This is a genomic window from Amycolatopsis kentuckyensis, assembly GCF_041679295.1.
GTDB classification, from domain to species: domain Bacteria; phylum Actinomycetota; class Actinomycetes; order Mycobacteriales; family Pseudonocardiaceae; genus Amycolatopsis; species Amycolatopsis kentuckyensis_A.
In genome coordinates, this window is the sequence record NZ_JBGDMD010000003.1 from 789,333 (window position 1) to 803,612 (window position 14,280).

The 14,280-nt window shown below is 71.6% G+C and carries 21 protein-coding genes; 12 read left to right on the plus strand and 9 right to left on the minus strand.

Annotation, left to right across the window (positions count from 1 at the left end; genetic code table 11):
* Window positions 1–2: 2 nt before the first annotated feature.
* Complete coding sequence (locus ACERZO_RS15315; RefSeq protein WP_372665290.1) at window positions 3–629, minus strand: CDP-alcohol phosphatidyltransferase family protein; 627 nt, start codon at window positions 627–629, stop codon at window positions 3–5.
* A 13-nt stretch (window positions 630–642) separates the two neighbouring features.
* Window positions 643–873, minus strand: a complete 231-nt coding sequence (locus ACERZO_RS15320) for a hypothetical protein (RefSeq protein ID WP_372665291.1) — start codon at window positions 871–873, stop codon at window positions 643–645.
* Between the two features lie 317 nt (window positions 874–1,190).
* Between ACERZO_RS15320 and ACERZO_RS15325 the strand changes: the two genes are divergently transcribed.
* Both ACERZO_RS15325 and ACERZO_RS15330 read left to right on the plus strand, forming a co-directional pair.
* Window positions 1,191–1,700, plus strand: coding sequence for a hypothetical protein (locus ACERZO_RS15325; RefSeq protein ID WP_372665292.1), 510 nt, complete (start codon window positions 1,191–1,193; stop codon window positions 1,698–1,700).
* A 34-nt stretch (window positions 1,701–1,734) separates the two neighbouring features.
* The gene (locus ACERZO_RS15330; RefSeq protein WP_372665293.1) at window positions 1,735–2,139 is read left to right on the plus strand and encodes a hypothetical protein; all 405 of its coding nucleotides are present in this window, start codon (window positions 1,735–1,737) and stop codon (window positions 2,137–2,139) included.
* Between the two features lie 77 nt (window positions 2,140–2,216).
* On the opposite strand, the gene ACERZO_RS15335 is transcribed toward ACERZO_RS15330, so the two are convergent.
* Window positions 2,217–3,920 carry an AMP-binding protein gene (locus ACERZO_RS15335; RefSeq protein ID WP_372665294.1) on the minus strand — a complete coding sequence of 568 codons (1,704 nt, stop codon included), beginning with the start codon at window positions 3,918–3,920 and terminating at the stop codon, window positions 2,217–2,219.
* A gap of 13 nt (window positions 3,921–3,933) precedes the next feature.
* Window positions 3,934–4,776, minus strand: coding sequence for a crotonase/enoyl-CoA hydratase family protein (locus ACERZO_RS15340; RefSeq protein ID WP_372665295.1), 843 nt, complete (start codon window positions 4,774–4,776; stop codon window positions 3,934–3,936).
* A 136-nt stretch (window positions 4,777–4,912) separates the two neighbouring features.
* Between ACERZO_RS15340 and ACERZO_RS15345 the strand changes: the two genes are divergently transcribed.
* Window positions 4,913–5,791 carry an alpha/beta fold hydrolase gene (locus ACERZO_RS15345; protein ID WP_372665296.1) on the plus strand — a complete coding sequence of 293 codons (879 nt, stop codon included), beginning with the start codon at window positions 4,913–4,915 and terminating at the stop codon, window positions 5,789–5,791.
* Between the two features lie 4 nt (window positions 5,792–5,795).
* The gene (locus ACERZO_RS15350) at window positions 5,796–6,041 is read left to right on the plus strand and encodes a hypothetical protein (RefSeq protein ID WP_372665297.1); all 246 of its coding nucleotides are present in this window, start codon (window positions 5,796–5,798) and stop codon (window positions 6,039–6,041) included.
* On the opposite strand, the gene cobA is transcribed toward ACERZO_RS15350, so the two are convergent.
* The 5 genes from cobA to rpmB all read right to left on the minus strand — a co-directional run bounded on the left by cobA (window position 6,029) and on the right by rpmB (window position 8,300).
* A complete protein-coding gene (gene cobA, locus ACERZO_RS15355) occupies window positions 6,029–7,255 on the minus strand; it encodes a uroporphyrinogen-III C-methyltransferase (RefSeq protein ID WP_372665298.1) in 1,227 nt (408 codons plus the stop codon). The two genes, ACERZO_RS15350 and cobA, sit on opposite strands and share 13 nt — an antisense overlap.
* 85 nt (window positions 7,256–7,340) lie before the next feature.
* A complete protein-coding gene (rpsR, locus tag ACERZO_RS15360) occupies window positions 7,341–7,595 on the minus strand; it encodes a 30S ribosomal protein S18 (protein ID WP_372665299.1) in 255 nt (84 codons plus the stop codon).
* On the minus strand, window positions 7,592–7,897 hold the full coding sequence (rpsN, locus tag ACERZO_RS15365) for a 30S ribosomal protein S14 (protein WP_372665301.1): 306 nt from the start codon (window positions 7,895–7,897) through the stop codon (window positions 7,592–7,594). Before rpsN ends, rpsR begins: the two co-directional genes overlap by 4 nt.
* Window positions 7,897–8,064, minus strand: coding sequence for a 50S ribosomal protein L33 (rpmG, locus tag ACERZO_RS15370; RefSeq protein ID WP_372665302.1), 168 nt, complete (start codon window positions 8,062–8,064; stop codon window positions 7,897–7,899). The genes rpsN and rpmG overlap by 1 nt, the downstream gene beginning before the upstream one ends.
* On the minus strand, window positions 8,064–8,300 hold the full coding sequence (rpmB, locus tag ACERZO_RS15375) for a 50S ribosomal protein L28 (RefSeq protein WP_372665303.1): 237 nt from the start codon (window positions 8,298–8,300) through the stop codon (window positions 8,064–8,066). The genes rpmG and rpmB overlap by 1 nt, the downstream gene beginning before the upstream one ends.
* A 79-nt stretch (window positions 8,301–8,379) precedes the next feature.
* On the opposite strand from rpmB, the gene mrf reads away from it, so the two are divergent.
* The 8 genes from mrf (at window position 8,380) to ACERZO_RS15415 (ending at window position 14,279) form a co-directional block, all read left to right on the plus strand.
* Window positions 8,380–9,624: a ribosome hibernation factor-recruiting GTPase MRF gene (mrf, locus tag ACERZO_RS15380; RefSeq protein WP_372665304.1), complete on the plus strand. Its 1,245-nt coding sequence runs from the start codon at window positions 8,380–8,382 to the stop codon at window positions 9,622–9,624.
* Window positions 9,621–9,875: a type B 50S ribosomal protein L31 gene (locus ACERZO_RS15385; RefSeq protein WP_372665305.1), complete on the plus strand. Its 255-nt coding sequence runs from the start codon at window positions 9,621–9,623 to the stop codon at window positions 9,873–9,875. Before mrf ends, ACERZO_RS15385 begins: the two co-directional genes overlap by 4 nt.
* A complete protein-coding gene (rpmF, locus tag ACERZO_RS15390; protein ID WP_372665306.1) occupies window positions 9,875–10,024 on the plus strand; it encodes a 50S ribosomal protein L32 in 150 nt (49 codons plus the stop codon). The genes ACERZO_RS15385 and rpmF overlap by 1 nt, the downstream gene beginning before the upstream one ends.
* Window positions 10,021–11,070, plus strand: a complete 1,050-nt coding sequence (locus ACERZO_RS15395) for a GTP-binding protein (RefSeq protein ID WP_372665307.1) — start codon at window positions 10,021–10,023, stop codon at window positions 11,068–11,070. Before rpmF ends, ACERZO_RS15395 begins: the two co-directional genes overlap by 4 nt.
* A gap of 63 nt (window positions 11,071–11,133) precedes the next feature.
* On the plus strand, window positions 11,134–11,568 hold the full coding sequence (locus ACERZO_RS15400) for a MarR family winged helix-turn-helix transcriptional regulator (protein ID WP_372665308.1): 435 nt from the start codon (window positions 11,134–11,136) through the stop codon (window positions 11,566–11,568).
* Complete coding sequence (locus tag ACERZO_RS15405) at window positions 11,565–13,256, plus strand: MFS transporter (protein ID WP_372665309.1); 1,692 nt, start codon at window positions 11,565–11,567, stop codon at window positions 13,254–13,256. Before ACERZO_RS15400 ends, ACERZO_RS15405 begins: the two co-directional genes overlap by 4 nt.
* The gene (locus tag ACERZO_RS15410) at window positions 13,253–13,993 is read left to right on the plus strand and encodes a dienelactone hydrolase family protein (RefSeq protein WP_372665310.1); all 741 of its coding nucleotides are present in this window, start codon (window positions 13,253–13,255) and stop codon (window positions 13,991–13,993) included. Before ACERZO_RS15405 ends, ACERZO_RS15410 begins: the two co-directional genes overlap by 4 nt.
* A gap of 13 nt (window positions 13,994–14,006) precedes the next feature.
* Window positions 14,007–14,279, plus strand: a complete 273-nt coding sequence (locus ACERZO_RS15415; RefSeq protein WP_086675395.1) for a DUF6295 family protein — start codon at window positions 14,007–14,009, stop codon at window positions 14,277–14,279.
* Window position 14,280 lies beyond the last annotated feature (1 nt).

The following is a 14,280-nucleotide window of genomic DNA, read 5'->3' on the forward strand; positions in this document are numbered from 1 at the left end:
GCTCAGTCCGGCGGAGAAGCGGCGCCGCGCAGGGCGTTGCGGGCCTGGACCACGTACAGCACGCCGGACCACACGTACAGGACCGCGCCCCAGATCGTGAACGCGTAGCCGATCGGCCGGGCCACCGCCGCCACGTCCGAACCGCCCTGCGCGAGCAGCAGGAACGGGAACGCGTACATCAGTACGAACGTCGCGCCCTTGCCGATGTAGGTCACCTCCGGCGGGGCGAAACCGCGGCGGCGCAGCACCACCACGCACACCCCCAGCACCGCTTCGCGCAGCACCAGCGGCACCACGACCCACCACGGGATGATGCCGCGGACCAGGAACGCGATCAGCGTCGCGAGGATGTAGAGCCGGTCGGCCGCCGGGTCGAGCAGCTGGCCGAGCCGGGACATCTGGTTGAGCCAGCGGGCCAGCTTGCCGTCGAGCCAGTCGGTCAGCGCGCTGAACACCAGCAGCGCCAGCGCCCAGCCGTCCTCCTCCGGCCCCAGCAGCAGCCACAGGAACACCGGGACGCCGGCGAGCCGCAGCAGCGACAGCATGTTGGGGACGTTGAAAGCCTGCCTGAGCAGGGACGGCTCGGCGGCGCTCGCCTGCGCGGCTGGTTCGGGTGCGGCTGTGCTCACCCGCTCAGCGTAGTCAGCAGGCGCGGCGGCGGCTCCAGCCGCGCCGCTGCAGTTCGGCGCTGCTCAGCGCCTCGGGACGGCCCCGGTAGTCGGTGCCCATCCAGCGGGCGCGGCCGGGGCGCGCCTCCAGGACGTACGGCCGCCCGCAGCACCAGACGACGCTGCTGGGGACGGTCGGCGGACCGGACGGGTCGGTGTTCTCGTCGGTGCTGGGTTCGGGGCTGGTCACAGCGTCGGCGTTCATCGCTCTCACGGGCTCGGTACGGGTGTCGGGGACGGGAAGCTCGTCGGCCTCCACCAAGATCTTCGGCGCGCGGAGCCGGATTGTTAACCGACACGGCCGGAATTAGACCGATCGATTCTTGATGGCAGCGTGAGGTTTCGGAGCGTGAACGGAATGTTAATCGTCCACTGTGGACGGTGCAGGAGCGCCCACCGTGACCGGCTTCCACCCGGCTGGAGTAATCTGCCGCACACCTGTGGGCGAGTCGGTCCACGGGGCCCCCACCCGGACGGGCCAGAATGACCGGGCCGGCCCGACCCCGGGGAGGAACGATCGCGGTGCCCCACCCGACCACCACGAGGACGTGGCGGCCGCTGCTCGCCGCCTGCCTCGCCGTACCCGCGCTCGCGGCCTGCTCCGGTGAGCCGGCCGCGCCGGCCCCGGCCTCATCGGCCCCGCCTTCGACGTCCGCCGCGGCCTCGGCGTCGACCACCGCTCCCCCGCCGCCGCCCGCCGACGGCAGCTCGTCCGCGCCCGCGCCGGTGACGAAGCCGTCCGGCGCGCCGCCGCCGGTGCCCGGGTCCTGCGGCACGGTGACCGCCGCCAGCGGCCTGACGCTCTACGTGTTCGACAGCGGCTCGGCCGGCGTCAGCTGCGTCGCGGCGACGAAGCTGGTCGGCGACTTCCACCGCAAGATCGCCGGGCGCCAGGGCGCCGGCTCGAACGACGCGGTGAACGAGACCGTCGACGGCTGGCTGTGCACCTCCGGGCCGCCGGCCGCGCAGGGCGGCACCACCTGCACGAAGGGCGAGCAGACGGTGTTCGCCGCCGTCGTGCCCTCCGAGTGACCCCTCCCGATCCGCTTCCGCTCCTGAAGGGCCCATGAAGACACTCGCGTACCCCCTGCTGCTCGTCGCCGCGACCGCCGTCCTGGCCGGCTGCGGCGGCGGTGACCCGGCGCCCGCCGCGCCGTCCTCCGGCGAGCCCGCGCCGGTTCCCGCCGCGGCCGCGGCGGCCGGGTCGACGGCCCCCGGCGTCCCCTGCGGCGACATCACCGGCACGGGCGGCGCGAAGACGGCGGTCGTCGCGCACGGCCAGGTCGACTGCACCGCGGCGACCAAGCTGCTGAAGGACTACTTCGCGAAGCTGACCCCGGCCGAGGCGGCCTCCGCCGACGGCCCGGGCCCGATCGTCCTCGACGAGTGGACGTGCGGCAGCGGCGCGAACGACCCGGTGACGGCGTGCTCGACCGAGGACGGCCGCCAGGTCGAGGGCACCCGCAGCTGACCGGCGCCCGGCCGGAACGACGTGAATGACTCATTCATGTCGCCTGACGACAGCAATGAGTCATTCACGTCATTCAGCTAGCCCTTGAGGTCCGGGAAGTCCTCTTCGCGGTACTCGGTCCCCTCGGCGCGTTTCGGGTCGCTCTCGCGGCCCCTCAGCTCGACGCGGCGGATCTTGCCCGAGATCGTCTTCGGCAGCTCCGCGAACTCGAGCCGCCGGATGCGCTTGTACGGGGCCAGGTGCTCGCGGCAGTACGCGAGGATCGACCGCGCCGTCGCGGCGTCCGGGGAGAAGCCCGAAGCCAGCACGACGTACGCCTTGGGCACCGCGAGCCGGATCGGGTCCGGGGCCGGCACGACCGCCGCCTCCGCCACGGCCTCGTGCTCGATCAGCACGCTCTCCAGCTCGAACGGCGAGATCCGGTAATCCGACGCCTTGAACACGTCGTCCGTGCGCCCGACGTACGTGATGTAGCCGCGCTCGTCGATCGAACCGACGTCGCCGGTGTGGTAGAAGCCGCCTCCGAACGCCGCGGACGTGCGCTCGTCGTCGTCGGCGTAACCGGTCATCAAGCCGACCGGGCGGTGCTGCAGGTCGAGGCAGATCTCGCCCTCCGTCGCGCGCTCGCCGCTGACCGGATCGACCAGCGCCACCACGAACCCGGGCAGCGGCCGGCCCATCGAGCCCGGCACGACGTCCTGCCCCGGCGTGTTGGCGATCTGGACGCTGCTCTCGGTCTGGCCGAAGCCGTCGCGGATGGTGACGCCCCACGACTTCTGGACCTGCTCGATCACTTCGGGGTTGAGCGGCTCCCCGGCTCCGACGACCTTCTTCGGCGGCGTCTTCAGCGCCGTCAGATCGGCCTGGATCAGCATCCGCCACACCGTCGGCGGTGCGCAGAAGCTCGTCACGCCGCAGCGGTCCATCTGGGCCATCAGCGCGCCCGCGTCGAAGCGGCTGTAGTTGTAGAGGAAGACCGTCGCCTCGGCGTTGAACGGCGCGAAGAAGTTGCTCCACGCGTGCTTCGCCCAGCCGGGCGAGGAGATGTTCAGGTGGACGTCGCCCGGCTCGAGCCCGATCCAGTACATCGTGGACAGGTGGCCGACCGGGTACGAGACGTGCGTGTGCTGCACCAGCTTCGGCTTCGCCGTCGTGCCCGAGGTGAAGTAGAGCAGCAGCGGGTCGCCGGCCTTCGTCGGCGCGTCCGGAGCGAACTCCGGGGACTGCGCGAACGCGGCCGAGTACTGCTGCCAGCCCTCGACCGGCTCCCCCACGGCGATCCGCGTGTAGCCGCCGGAGACGTCGGCGAACTTCGGCGCGTCCACCGAGCGGACCACGACGTGCTTCGCCGCGCCGCGCTCCACGCGGTCGGTCAGGTCGGCCGGGCCGAGCAGCGTGGACGCCGGGATGATCACGGCGCCGAGCTTGATCGCGGCGAGGATCGTCTCCCACAGCTCGCCCTGGTTGCCCAGCATCAGGATCAGCCGGTCGCCGCGGCGGACGCCGAGACTCCGCAGCCAGTTCGCGACCTGGTTGGACCGGCCGGACAGCTCCGGGTAGGTCCAGCGGTTCTCGGTGCCGTCCTCCTCGACGATCCACAGCGCGTACCGCTCGGCGTTGACCGGGTCGTGCGCGACGACGTCGAACCAGTCGATCGCCCAGTTGAACTCGTCGAGCGACGGCCAGGCGAAGTCCCGGTACGCCGTTTCGTAGTCCTCGCGGTGGGTCTGCAGGTAGTCCCGCGCGACGCGGAACGCGTGGTGGACCTCCGAAGCGGTCACGGCTGCCTCCTAGTTACTCGCCCTTGAACTCCGGCGGGCGCCGCTCCAGGAACGCCTGGACCGCTTCGCCGAGGTCCTTGCTGGGCAGGAACGCCGAGTTCCACGCCGCGACGTACCGGAGGCCGTCGGCGACCTGGCGCTCGGTGTTCGTCGCCAGTACCTGCTTCGTACCCTGCACCACGAGCGGCGGGTTCGCAGCGATCTCCGCGGCGAGTTCCCGCGCGGCCTCGAGCAGCGCGTCCTGGTCCGGGTGGACGTCGTTGACGAGCCCGATCTTCTCGGCGCGCGCGGCGTCGATGTCCTTGCCGGTCAGCGCGAGCTCGCGCAGGTGCCCCTCGCCGATGATCGAGGCGAGCCGCTGGAGGCTGCCGAGGTCGGCGACGATGGCGACGCGCACCTCGCGAACGCTGAACTTCGCATCGGCGCTGGCCAGGCGGATGTCCGCGGCCGCGACGACGTCGACCCCGCCGCCGATGCACCAGCCCGAAACGGCCGCTACGACCGGTTTGCGGCATTCCGCGATCGAGCTGACCGCCGCCTGCAGCGACCGGACCTGGTCGAGGAAGGCCGTCCGCGGGCCGGCCAGGTTCTCGCCGCCGAGCATCGGCGCCCAGTCGCCCATCATGGCCGGCAGGTCGAGGCCGTAGGAGAAGTGCTTGCCGCTGCCGGTCAGCACGACCGCCCTGACCTGCGGGTCCGCGTCCAGCGCGCGGAAGACCAGCGGCAGCTCGCGCCAGAAGTCCGGGCCCATCGCGTTGCCTTTCGACGGGCCGAGGAGCGTCACTTCGGCCACGGGGCCGGCGACGTCGACCTTCAGGGAGACGAGGCCGGGCAGACTGTCAGCAGTAGCGGTCATGGGGGTCATCTTCACCCATGACCGCGCCGGGCCGCCATTGGCACCTTGTCAACTGATGGGGATGTCACTGTGCCGACGGGGTCCGGGGATGCTTTCCTGAACAGAGGTCACCACGACACGGGGAGGACGGTGGGACATGAGCCCGGCCAGCAGCGCGACCGCGATCGAGCCCGATCCCCCCGCCGCCCCGGTGCGGCGCGCGTCCCGGCCGATCGAGCTGACCGGCTCGTTCGAGCACGAGGGGCACCGGCTCTGGTACACGGAGTTCGGCAGCGGCGACCGCGTCGTCGTGCTCACCCACGGCATCATGCTGACCCGCCGGATGCACGCGCCGCTGGCGCGCCGGCTGGCCCGCGCGGGGTTCCGGGTGGTCACGCTCGACCTGCTCGGCCACGGCGACTCCGACCGGCCGACCGAGTCGTGGCTCTACTCGATGCCGTCGTTCGCGGAGCAGACCCTGGCGCTGCTGGACCACCTGGAGGTCTCCTCGGCGGTCGTCGGCGGGACGTCCCTGGGCGCGAACGTCTCGCTGGAAGTCGCGGTGCAGGATTCGTCGCGGGTGCGCGGGCTGATCGTCGAGATGCCGGTGCTGGACAACGCGATCGTGGCGGGGCTGATCACGTTCGCACCGCTGCTGATGGCGGCCCGGTTCCTGCCGGTGACGGTCCAGGCGGTGGCACTGGCGGCGTCCCTCGTCCCGCACGGCAACCAGTGGGTCGACGTCGTGACGGACACGCTCTCGCAGCGTCCCGCACCGATGGCGGCGTTGCTGCACGGGGTGCTGTTCGGCCGGATCGCGCCCCCGAAGTCGGTGCGCCGCAAGATCACGACGCGGGCGCTGGTGATCGGCCACCAGGGCGACCCGATCCACCCGTTCGGCGACGCGGACACCTTGGCGGTGGACATGCCGGACGCGGAGTTCGTCCAGGCGCGCAGCCCGGTCGAGCTGCGGTTCGACCCGACCCGGCTGTCCGACGCGATCCGGGATTTCGCCGCGAGCTGCTACGAGGACTGAGCCGATGCCGCTGGTGTGGGTGACCGGCAACGCGGGAGCCGGCAAGTCGTCGATCCCCCGGATCCCGTGCCGGCGGGCCGGCTCGACCGTTTCGCGCGGAAGACCAGCCGGGCGCGGGTCGAGGCCCTCGCGCCGCAGCACTCGCCGGCGCGAGGCGGCCCGCCGGCGACTCGAAGCGACGTGCGTCGACGACCGGCGGCCGCTGTCCGAGGTCGCCGACGCGATCCTCGCCGCCGCCTACGAAGCCTGAACCGGCGCCAGCCCCGCCACCGGGCCGATCACGATGATCGCCGGCGGCCGGACCCCCGACGCCGCCGCGTCCGTGCCCACCGTGTCCAATGTGGACCGCAGCGTTCGCTGGGTCCGCATCGTGCCGTCCTCGATGATCGCCACCGGGGTGTCCGCCGGGCGGCCGCCGTCCAGCAACGCCTTCGCGAACTGCGGCAGCCGCTCCACGCCCATCATCAGCACGATCGTGCCGCGCATCCGGGCCAGCAGCTCCCAGTCCACCAGCGACCGGTCGTCGCCCGGGGCGACGTGGCCCGAGACCACCACCACCTCGTGCGCGACGCCGCGGTGGGTGACCGGGACGTCCGCCACCGCCGGGACCGCGAACGCGCTCGTGATGCCCGGGACCATCGTCACCGGGACGCCCGCCTCGGCGCAGGCCAGCACCTCTTCGAAGCCGCGGCCGAACAGGTACGGATCGCCGCCCTTGAGGCGGACCACGAACTTGCCCTCCTTGGCCTTCTCGATCAGCGTCCGGTTGATGACGTCCTGGCTGGCCGCGCGGCCGTAGGGGATCTTCGCCGCGTCCACCACCTCGACCTCCGGCGCGAGTTCGTCGAGCAGCTCGCGCGGCCCCAGCCGGTCGACCACGACGACGTCGGCGCGAGAGAGCAGCCGGCGGCCGCGGACCGTGATCAGCTCCGGGTCGCCCGGGCCGCCGCCGACCAGGGCCACGCCGGGCAGGGTGCCCTCGGGGTGCGGCCGGCGGCCGTCTTCGATCGTGCCGTTGTGCAGGCCGTCGAGCATCGAGTCGCGGACCGCCGCCGAGCGCAGCGGCTCGCCGCCGGACAGGACCCCGAACAGCAGGCCGCCGTGCCGGCCCGACGCCGGGGTCACCGCGGAACCGGACTCCCCCTCGTCGGCGCGGACGCAGAACACCCGCTCCCGCTCGGCCTCGGCGCAGATCGCTTCGTTCACCGAAGGGTCGTTCGTGCAGGCCAGGGCGTACCAGGCGTCCTTCAGGTCACCCTCGGTGTAGCCGCGCTCGTGCCACACCAGCTCGCCCGCGTCCGCCATCCCCTGCACCGACGGCGTCGTGTGCGGCGACACCAGTTCGATGCGCGCGCCCGCGCTGATCAGCCGGGGCAGCCGCCGCTGGGCCACCGAGCCGCCGCCGAACATGACAACGCGGCGGCCGGTGAGCTGGAGGCCGGAGAGGTAGTGCGGGTCGTCCATGGGCGGGAGTTTATTGACGGTTCACCCCCGCGCCAGCCCAGCGTGGGTCACGCCACCCGGAGAACCTCCGGGTGGCGTGACGCCGTCAGCTCGCGCGCCCCGCGGACGGGTACGGCAGCAGGGCCATCTCGCGCGCGTTCTTGATGGCCGTGGCGACCTGCTTCTGTTGCTGCGGGGTCAACCCCGTCACGCGGCGGGCACGGATCTTGCCCCGGTCCGAGATGAACTTCCGCAGCAGGTCGACGTCCTTCCAGTCGACGTGGGTGACCTTGTTGGCGCGCAACAGGTTCACCCGGCGCTTGCCCGGGCGGTCCCGGTTCGGCTTCGGCACCCGGCTCACCAGCTCGACTTCGTGACGCCGGGCAGCTCGCCCCGGTGCGCGGCCTGCCGCACCTTCACCCGCGACAACCCGAACTTCCGCAGATAGCCGCGCGGGCGCCCGTCGGCGGCGTCGCGGTTGCGGATGCGCGTCGGGCTCGCGTCGCGCGGCAGCTTCTGCAACGCGACCACCGCCGAGGCCTTCTCCTCCGGAGACGACGACGGCGAGGCGATGACGGCCTTCAGCTCGCGACGCCGGGCGACGTACCGCGCCGCGACCACCTTCCGCTGCTCGTTCTTCGCGATCTTGGACTTCTTGGCCATCAGCGCTCTTCCTTGAACTCGACGTGCTTGCGCGCGACCGGGTCGTACTTGCGCAGAACCATCCGGTCGGGGTCGTTCCGCCGGTTCTTCTTCGTGACGTAGGTGAAGCCCGTTCCCGCGGTGGACCGCAGCTTGATGACCGGGCGGACGTCGGTGCTCTTCGCCATTACAGCTTCACTCCCCTTGCCTTCAGTTCGGCCACGACGGCCTCGATACCGCGCTTGTCGATCGTCTTCATGCCCTTGGCGGAGACGCGCAGCCGCACCCAGCGGCCCTCGCTCGGCACGAAGTAGCGACGGTTCTGCAGGTTCGGCTCCCAGCGCCGGGACGTGCGGCGGTGCGAGTGCGAGACCTGCTTGCCGAAGCCCGGCTTGCGGCCGGTGACCTGGCACACGGCGGACACGAGACCTCCCAAGTTGATAGTGGTTGTCGTTTTCATCTACTCTTACGCACCGTACCCCGCCCGTATTCCTGGAGCACCCGTGACCCCTGATTCCCGCACCCCGCTCGTCTTGGTGAGCGGCCTCGCGCCGGGACCGAACGCCACGCTCGCCGAGCTGCTGCGCGTGGCCGGGCCCGGCACCGCCGTCGTCCACCACGACCTGCGCGAAATCCACTCCGGCGCCGTCCGGCGCCGGCTCCGGCTCGAACAGCGCGACCAGCTGACCGTGCTCGAACTGGCGCACGGCTGCGTGTCGTGCACGCTGCGCGAAGACCTCCTCCCGCTGCTGCGGCACCTCGCGCGGCTGCCGCAGGTGCGCCGGATCGTCGTGCGGCTCGACGAGGCCATGGAGCCGGAGCCGGTGAGCTGGGCGATCCGGAACGTCCTGGTCGGCGACCACCCGGTGAGCGACGACGTCGACCTGCGCGCGGTGCTCACCGTCGTCGACTGCGCGACCTTCCTCGCCGACGCGACCGGCGACGACGTCCTGGCCGAACGCAACCTGCAGGCCAGCCCGGAGGACGAGCGCACGGTCGCCCAGGTCGCGCTTTCGCAGGTCGAGTTCGCCGACGTCCTGGTGCTGGCCGGCGCCGCGACCGACGCGTGGACTGCCGCGAAGGCGTCCGCGGTCCTCGACCGGGTCGCGCCCTCGGTGCCCCGGGTCGAGCTTTCGCGCGTCGACGGGCACAGCGTGCTCGACGCCGTGCCGGCCGACGCCCGGCGCGGCGAGGTCACCGACATGCACGGCGCCCTGCTGCGCGGCCAACCACCGGTGCACGTCGACTGCGGCATCGGGCTGGTCACCTTCACCGCGCAGCGGCCGTTCCACCCCGGGCGCCTGCACGACGCCCTGGACGTCCTGCTCGACGGCGTCGTCCGGACCCGCGGACGCGCCTGGGTGGCCAGCCAACCCGACGTCGCGTTCTGGATCGAGTCGGCCGGCGGCGGCCTGGGCATCGGCCACGCCGGGCCGTGGCTCGCGGCGCCGGACGGTCCGGAGTGGACGGACGTCTCCCCCGAGCGCCGGACGCTGGCGTCCCTGCGGTGGCACCCGGTGCACGGCGACCGCGCGCAGGAGCTCGTCGTCGTGACGGACCAGACAACGCCCGATGAGATCGACGCGGCCCTGCGCGACGCTCTACTGACCGAAGAGGAACTCGCGGCAGGACCCGAGGCGTGGGCGCGCTACTCCGACCCGTTCGGCGACTGGCACGAAGAACCGTGCGAGGACACCGAACCCGACCCGGCGCGGCACTCCGCGGCGAACCGAAAGGAAGAACGATGAAGACCGGAATCCACCCCGACTACCACCCCGTGGTGTTCAAGGACTCGTCCACCGGCGACAGTTTCCTGACCCGCTCCACCATCACCTCCGACAAGACGATCGAGTGGTCCGACGGCCGGACCTACCCACTCGTCGTGGTCGACATCAGCTCGTGGTCGCACCCGTTCTGGACCGGCACCCAGCGGATCATGGACAGCGCCGGCCAGGTCGAGAAGTTCCACCGCCGCTACGGGAAGCGGGGTACGCGCTGATGGCCGTCCCGAAGCGCAAGAAGTCCCGCAGCACCACCCGGTCCCGGCGGTCGCAGTGGAAAGCCGCGGTGCCGGACCTGGTGCCGATCAAGGTCGACGGCGAGGTCCAGCTGGTGCCGCGGCGGCTGATGCGGCACTTCCACTCGTGAGCGTTCCGGTCACGGTGTTGTCGGGCTTCCTCGGCGCGGGCAAGACGATGCTGCTCAACCACATCCTCGCCAACCGGGCGGGCCTGCGGGTCGCGGTGATCGTCAACGACATGAGCGAGGTCAACATCGACGCCGCGCTCGTGCGCTCGCAGGAGCGCCTCGTCGAGCTGACCAACGGGTGCATCTGCTGCACCCTGCGGGAGGACCTCCTCGAGGAAGTGGCCGCGCTCTGCGCGGAGGACCGGTTCGACCACGTGCTGATCGAGTCGAGCGGGATCTCCGAGCCGATGCCGGTGGCGGCGACGTTCACCTTCCTGGACGCCGTCGCCCGCCTCGACACCATGGTGACGGTGGTGGACGCGGCGAACTTCGCCCGCGAACTGGCGGCCGGCGACTCCCTCGTGGAGCGCCGGCTCGACCAGTACGAAAACGACGAGCGGACGGTCAGCGACCTGCTGGTCGACCAGGTCGAGTTCGCCGACGTCCTGCTGCTCAACAAGACGGACCTCGTCCCGGACGTCGACCGCCTGGTGGCGACGCTGCGGCGGCTCAACCCCGCCGCGGACGTCGTCACCGGCAGCTTCGGGAAGGTGCCGCTCGACCGGGTCTTCGCGACCGGCCGGTACGACGCCGAGCGGGCCCAGGAGGCGCCGGGGTGGGTGGCCGAGCTGAACGGCGACCACGTGCCGGAGACCGAGGAGTACGGCATTTCGAGCGTGGTCTTCCGGGCATCGCGGGCGTTCGACCCCGCGGCCTTGTGGGACTTCGTCACGCGGCGGCTGGACTCCGGTGAGTTCGGGACCGTGTTGCGGTCCAAGGGGTTCTTCGCGCTGGCGTCCCGGCCGGGGGCGACCGGACTGTGGTCGCAGGCGGGCTCGGTCGCGCGGTTCGAGCCGCAGGGGGTGGCCGCGGAGCCGAAGCAGGAGCTGGTGTTCATCGGCGTCGAGCTGGCGGGCGAGCAGCTCCTCGCGGCCTTGCGCGACTGCCTCGGGGAGGCGACCGGGCCGGACCCGTTCCCGGCGTGGGATCCCGTGCACGTCCACTAAGCGGTCCGCCGGGCGAAACGTCCGAGTTGATCAACCCAGGTTTATCAGTCTAGGTTGACGATCGTGACGGACGAGGACCTCCTCCAGGCGAGTGCGGACCTACGCGTGGCGCTGGGCCGGGTGATCCGGCGGTTGCGGCAGGGGTACGTCGTCGGGGAGCTGACGCTGCCCGAACGGTCGGTGCTCTCCCGGCTCGACCGGGAGGGCCCGGCCACTCCGGGCTGCCTCGCCGACCTCGAACGCGTCAAGCCGCAGGCCATGGGCGTGACCCTGGCCGGGCTGGTCGAACGCGGGCTCGTCGAGCGCCGCAAGGACGACTCCGACGGCCGCAAGGTGCTGATGTCGGTCACCGGAACCGGCGTCAAGCTGCTCACCGACCGCCGTTCCCGGACGACCGAAAAGATGGCCACCGCGCTGGCCGAGAAGTTCACCGCGGCCGAGCAGCGCGAGCTGATCGCGGCCATCCCGCTCATCGAGCGGCTGGCGGACGAGCTGTGACCGTCACGGAAACCCCGAGCCGCTACAAGTGGGTCGCGCTTTCGAACACGACGCTCGGTGTGCTGATGTCCGCGCTCGACGGCTCGATCGTGATCATCTCGCTGCCGGCGATCTTCCGCGGCATCGGCCTCGATCCGCTGGCGCCGGGCAACATCGGCTACCTGCTCTGGATGATCCTCGGCTACCTGCTGGTGCAGGCCGTGCTGGTGGTGACGCTCGGGCGGCTCGGCGACATGTTCGGCCGGGTCAAGATGTACAACCTCGGGTTCGTCGTCTTCAGCGTCGCCTCGGTGGCGCTCTCGTTCGACCCGTTCCACGCCGGCGGCGGCGCCCTGTGGCTGATCGGCTGGCGGATCGTGCAGGCCGTCGGCGGGTCGATGCTGACGGCGAACTCGGCCGCCATCCTCACCGACGCCTTCCCCGCCGAGCAGCGCGGGATGGCATTGGGCGTAAACCAGATCACCGCGCTGGCCGGGCAGTTCCTCGGCCTGGTCGCCGGCGGGCTGCTCGCCGAGATCGACTGGCGTGCGGTGTTCTGGGTGAGCGTCCCGTTCGGGCTGCTCGGGACGATCTGGTCGATCCGCAGCCTCCGCGAGGTCGGGACGCCGAAGCGGGCGAAGGTCGACTGGGGCGGCAACGTCACCTTCGCCGCCGGGACCGCGTTGCTGCTGGCCGCGATCACCTACGGCATCCAGCCCTACGGCGGCGCCGCGACCGGCTGGGGCAGCCCTTGGGTGCTCGGCGGGATCGGCGCCGGCGTGCTGCTGCTCCTGCTGTTCGGCGTCATCGAGACCCGGGTCGCCGCACCGATGTTCCAGCTTTCGCTGTTCAAGATCCGCGCGTTCGCCGCCGGCAACGTCGCCGCGTTGCTGACTTCGGTGGCCCGTGGTGGCATGCAGTTCATGCTCATCATCTGGCTGCAGGGGATCTGGCTGCCCCTGCACGGCTACGACTACGAGCGGACGCCGCTGTGGGCCGGCATCTACCTGCTGCCGCTGACCGTCGGGTTCCTCCTCGCCGGGCCGGTCTCGGGCTACCTGTCCGACCGGTTCGGGGCGCGGCTGTTCTCCACCGGCGGGCTGCTGCTGGTGGCGGCGGCGTTCCTCGGCCTGCTCGCGCTGCCGGTGGACTTCCCGTACCCGGCGTTCGCCGCGCTGCTGGTCGTCAGCGGGATCGGGCAGGGCATGTTCTCCGCGCCCAACACGTCGGCGATCATGAGCAGCGTGCCGACCGAGCAGCGCGGGGTCGCCTCCGGCATGCGGGCGACGTTCCAGAACTCCGGGACGTCGCTGTCGATCGGCGTGTTCTTCTCGCTGATGATCGCCGGGCTGGCTTCGTCGCTCCCGCAGACGCTGACCAGCGGCCTGCAGGCGCACGGCGTGCCGGCGACCGTCGCCGACGGCGTCGCCCAGCTGCCGCCGGTGAGCACGCTGTTCGCGGCGTTCCTCGGCAGCAACCCGGTCGGGCACCTGCTCGGCCCGGACGTCCTGGCCGGGCTCTCCCCGGCCGACCGCTCGACGCTGACCGGCGGGGAGTTCTTCCCGCAGCTCGTCTCCGGCCCGTTCCACCACGGCCTGGTGGTCGTGTTCACCGCGGCCGCGGTGATGGCCGTCGTCGCCGCGGTGGCGTCCGCCTCCCGCGGCAAGCGCTACTTCCACACCCCCGAGGGATCGAAGGAGAACCGATGACCGACGAGATCGTCGCCGGGACCGTCACCATCACCGGCCACGGCGGGGACGAGCTCGAGGCGTACCTGGCCAAACCGACCGACGACACCCCGCGCGGCGGGGTCGTGGTGATCCACCACATGCCCGGCTACGACGCGGCCACGAAGGAGATGGTGCGCCGCTTCGCCGTCGAGGGCTACAACGCGCTCTGCCCGAACCTGTACACGCGCGAAGCACCGGGCGCGGACCCGGACGACGCGGCGGCGACGGTCCGTGCGTCCGGCGGAATCCCGGACGACCGCCTGGTCGGTGACGTCTCGGGCGCGGCGGACTACCTGCGTGCCCTGGAGAACGCGAACGGCCGCGTCGGCGTCATCGGGCACTGCTCGGGCGGGCGGCACGCCTTCCTGTCCGCGTGTTCTCTCGACCTCGACGCGGCGGTCGACTGCTACGGCGCCTTCGTCGTCAACGACCCGCCGGAGGCCATGAAGCAGATGAAGCCGTTGCTGGGCCTGGCGCCGCAGCTGTCGTGCCCGCTGCTCGGCATCTTCGGGGCGGACGACCAGTTCCCGAGCCCGGACGAGGTCGCCGTCCTGGCGGCCGAGCTGGAGAAGCTGGGCAAGGAGCACGAGTTCCACACGTACGCGGACGCGGGTCACGCGTTCTTCGCGGTCGACCGCCCGAGCTACCGGCCGGAAGCCGCGAAGGACGGCTGGGAACGCATCCTCGACTTCTACTCCCGCACGCTGACCGCCTGAGAGGACCTCACTCATGTGCACCTACCTGACGGAGAAGTTCGAGCTCGAGGGCAGCGGCAAGGGCGCCCGCGGCTGGTTCCGGTTGAACGAAGGCACTGTGTACGTCGACCACCCGGTCCACGCGCCGTACGCGCACACGGTGAACATCGACTTCCGCAACCCCGGCTTGGGCGCTTCGGCCCGCGTCGCCCTGGAACTCACCGAAGAGGACGCTTTGGCGCTGGCGGACGCGATCCACGCGGCCGTCAAGTCGGCACCCGAAGGGTTGGCTTCGCGGAACCAGTGAG

Coding starts and splice junctions, on each gene's coding strand:
- ACERZO_RS15320 (WP_372665291.1), bottom strand. CDS start 873: ATGAACGCCGACGCTGTGACCAGCCCCGAACCCAGCACCGACGAGAAC.
- ACERZO_RS15330 (WP_372665293.1), top strand. CDS start 1,735: ATGAAGACACTCGCGTACCCCCTGCTGCTCGTCGCCGCGACCGCCGTC.
- ACERZO_RS15340 (WP_372665295.1), bottom strand. CDS start 4,776: ATGACCGCTACTGCTGACAGTCTGCCCGGCCTCGTCTCCCTGAAGGTC.
- ACERZO_RS15345 (WP_372665296.1), top strand. CDS start 4,913: ATGAGCCCGGCCAGCAGCGCGACCGCGATCGAGCCCGATCCCCCCGCC.
- ACERZO_RS15350 (WP_372665297.1), top strand. CDS start 5,796: ATGCCGCTGGTGTGGGTGACCGGCAACGCGGGAGCCGGCAAGTCGTCG.
- cobA (WP_372665298.1), bottom strand. CDS start 7,255: ATGGACGACCCGCACTACCTCTCCGGCCTCCAGCTCACCGGCCGCCGC.
- rpsN (WP_372665301.1), bottom strand. CDS start 7,897: ATGGCCAAGAAGTCCAAGATCGCGAAGAACGAGCAGCGGAAGGTGGTC.
- rpmG (WP_372665302.1), bottom strand. CDS start 8,064: ATGGCGAAGAGCACCGACGTCCGCCCGGTCATCAAGCTGCGGTCCACC.
- ACERZO_RS15385 (WP_372665305.1), top strand. CDS start 9,621: ATGAAGACCGGAATCCACCCCGACTACCACCCCGTGGTGTTCAAGGAC.
- rpmF (WP_372665306.1), top strand. CDS start 9,875: ATGGCCGTCCCGAAGCGCAAGAAGTCCCGCAGCACCACCCGGTCCCGG.
- ACERZO_RS15410 (WP_372665310.1), top strand. CDS start 13,253: ATGACCGACGAGATCGTCGCCGGGACCGTCACCATCACCGGCCACGGC.
- ACERZO_RS15415 (WP_086675395.1), top strand. CDS start 14,007: ATGTGCACCTACCTGACGGAGAAGTTCGAGCTCGAGGGCAGCGGCAAG.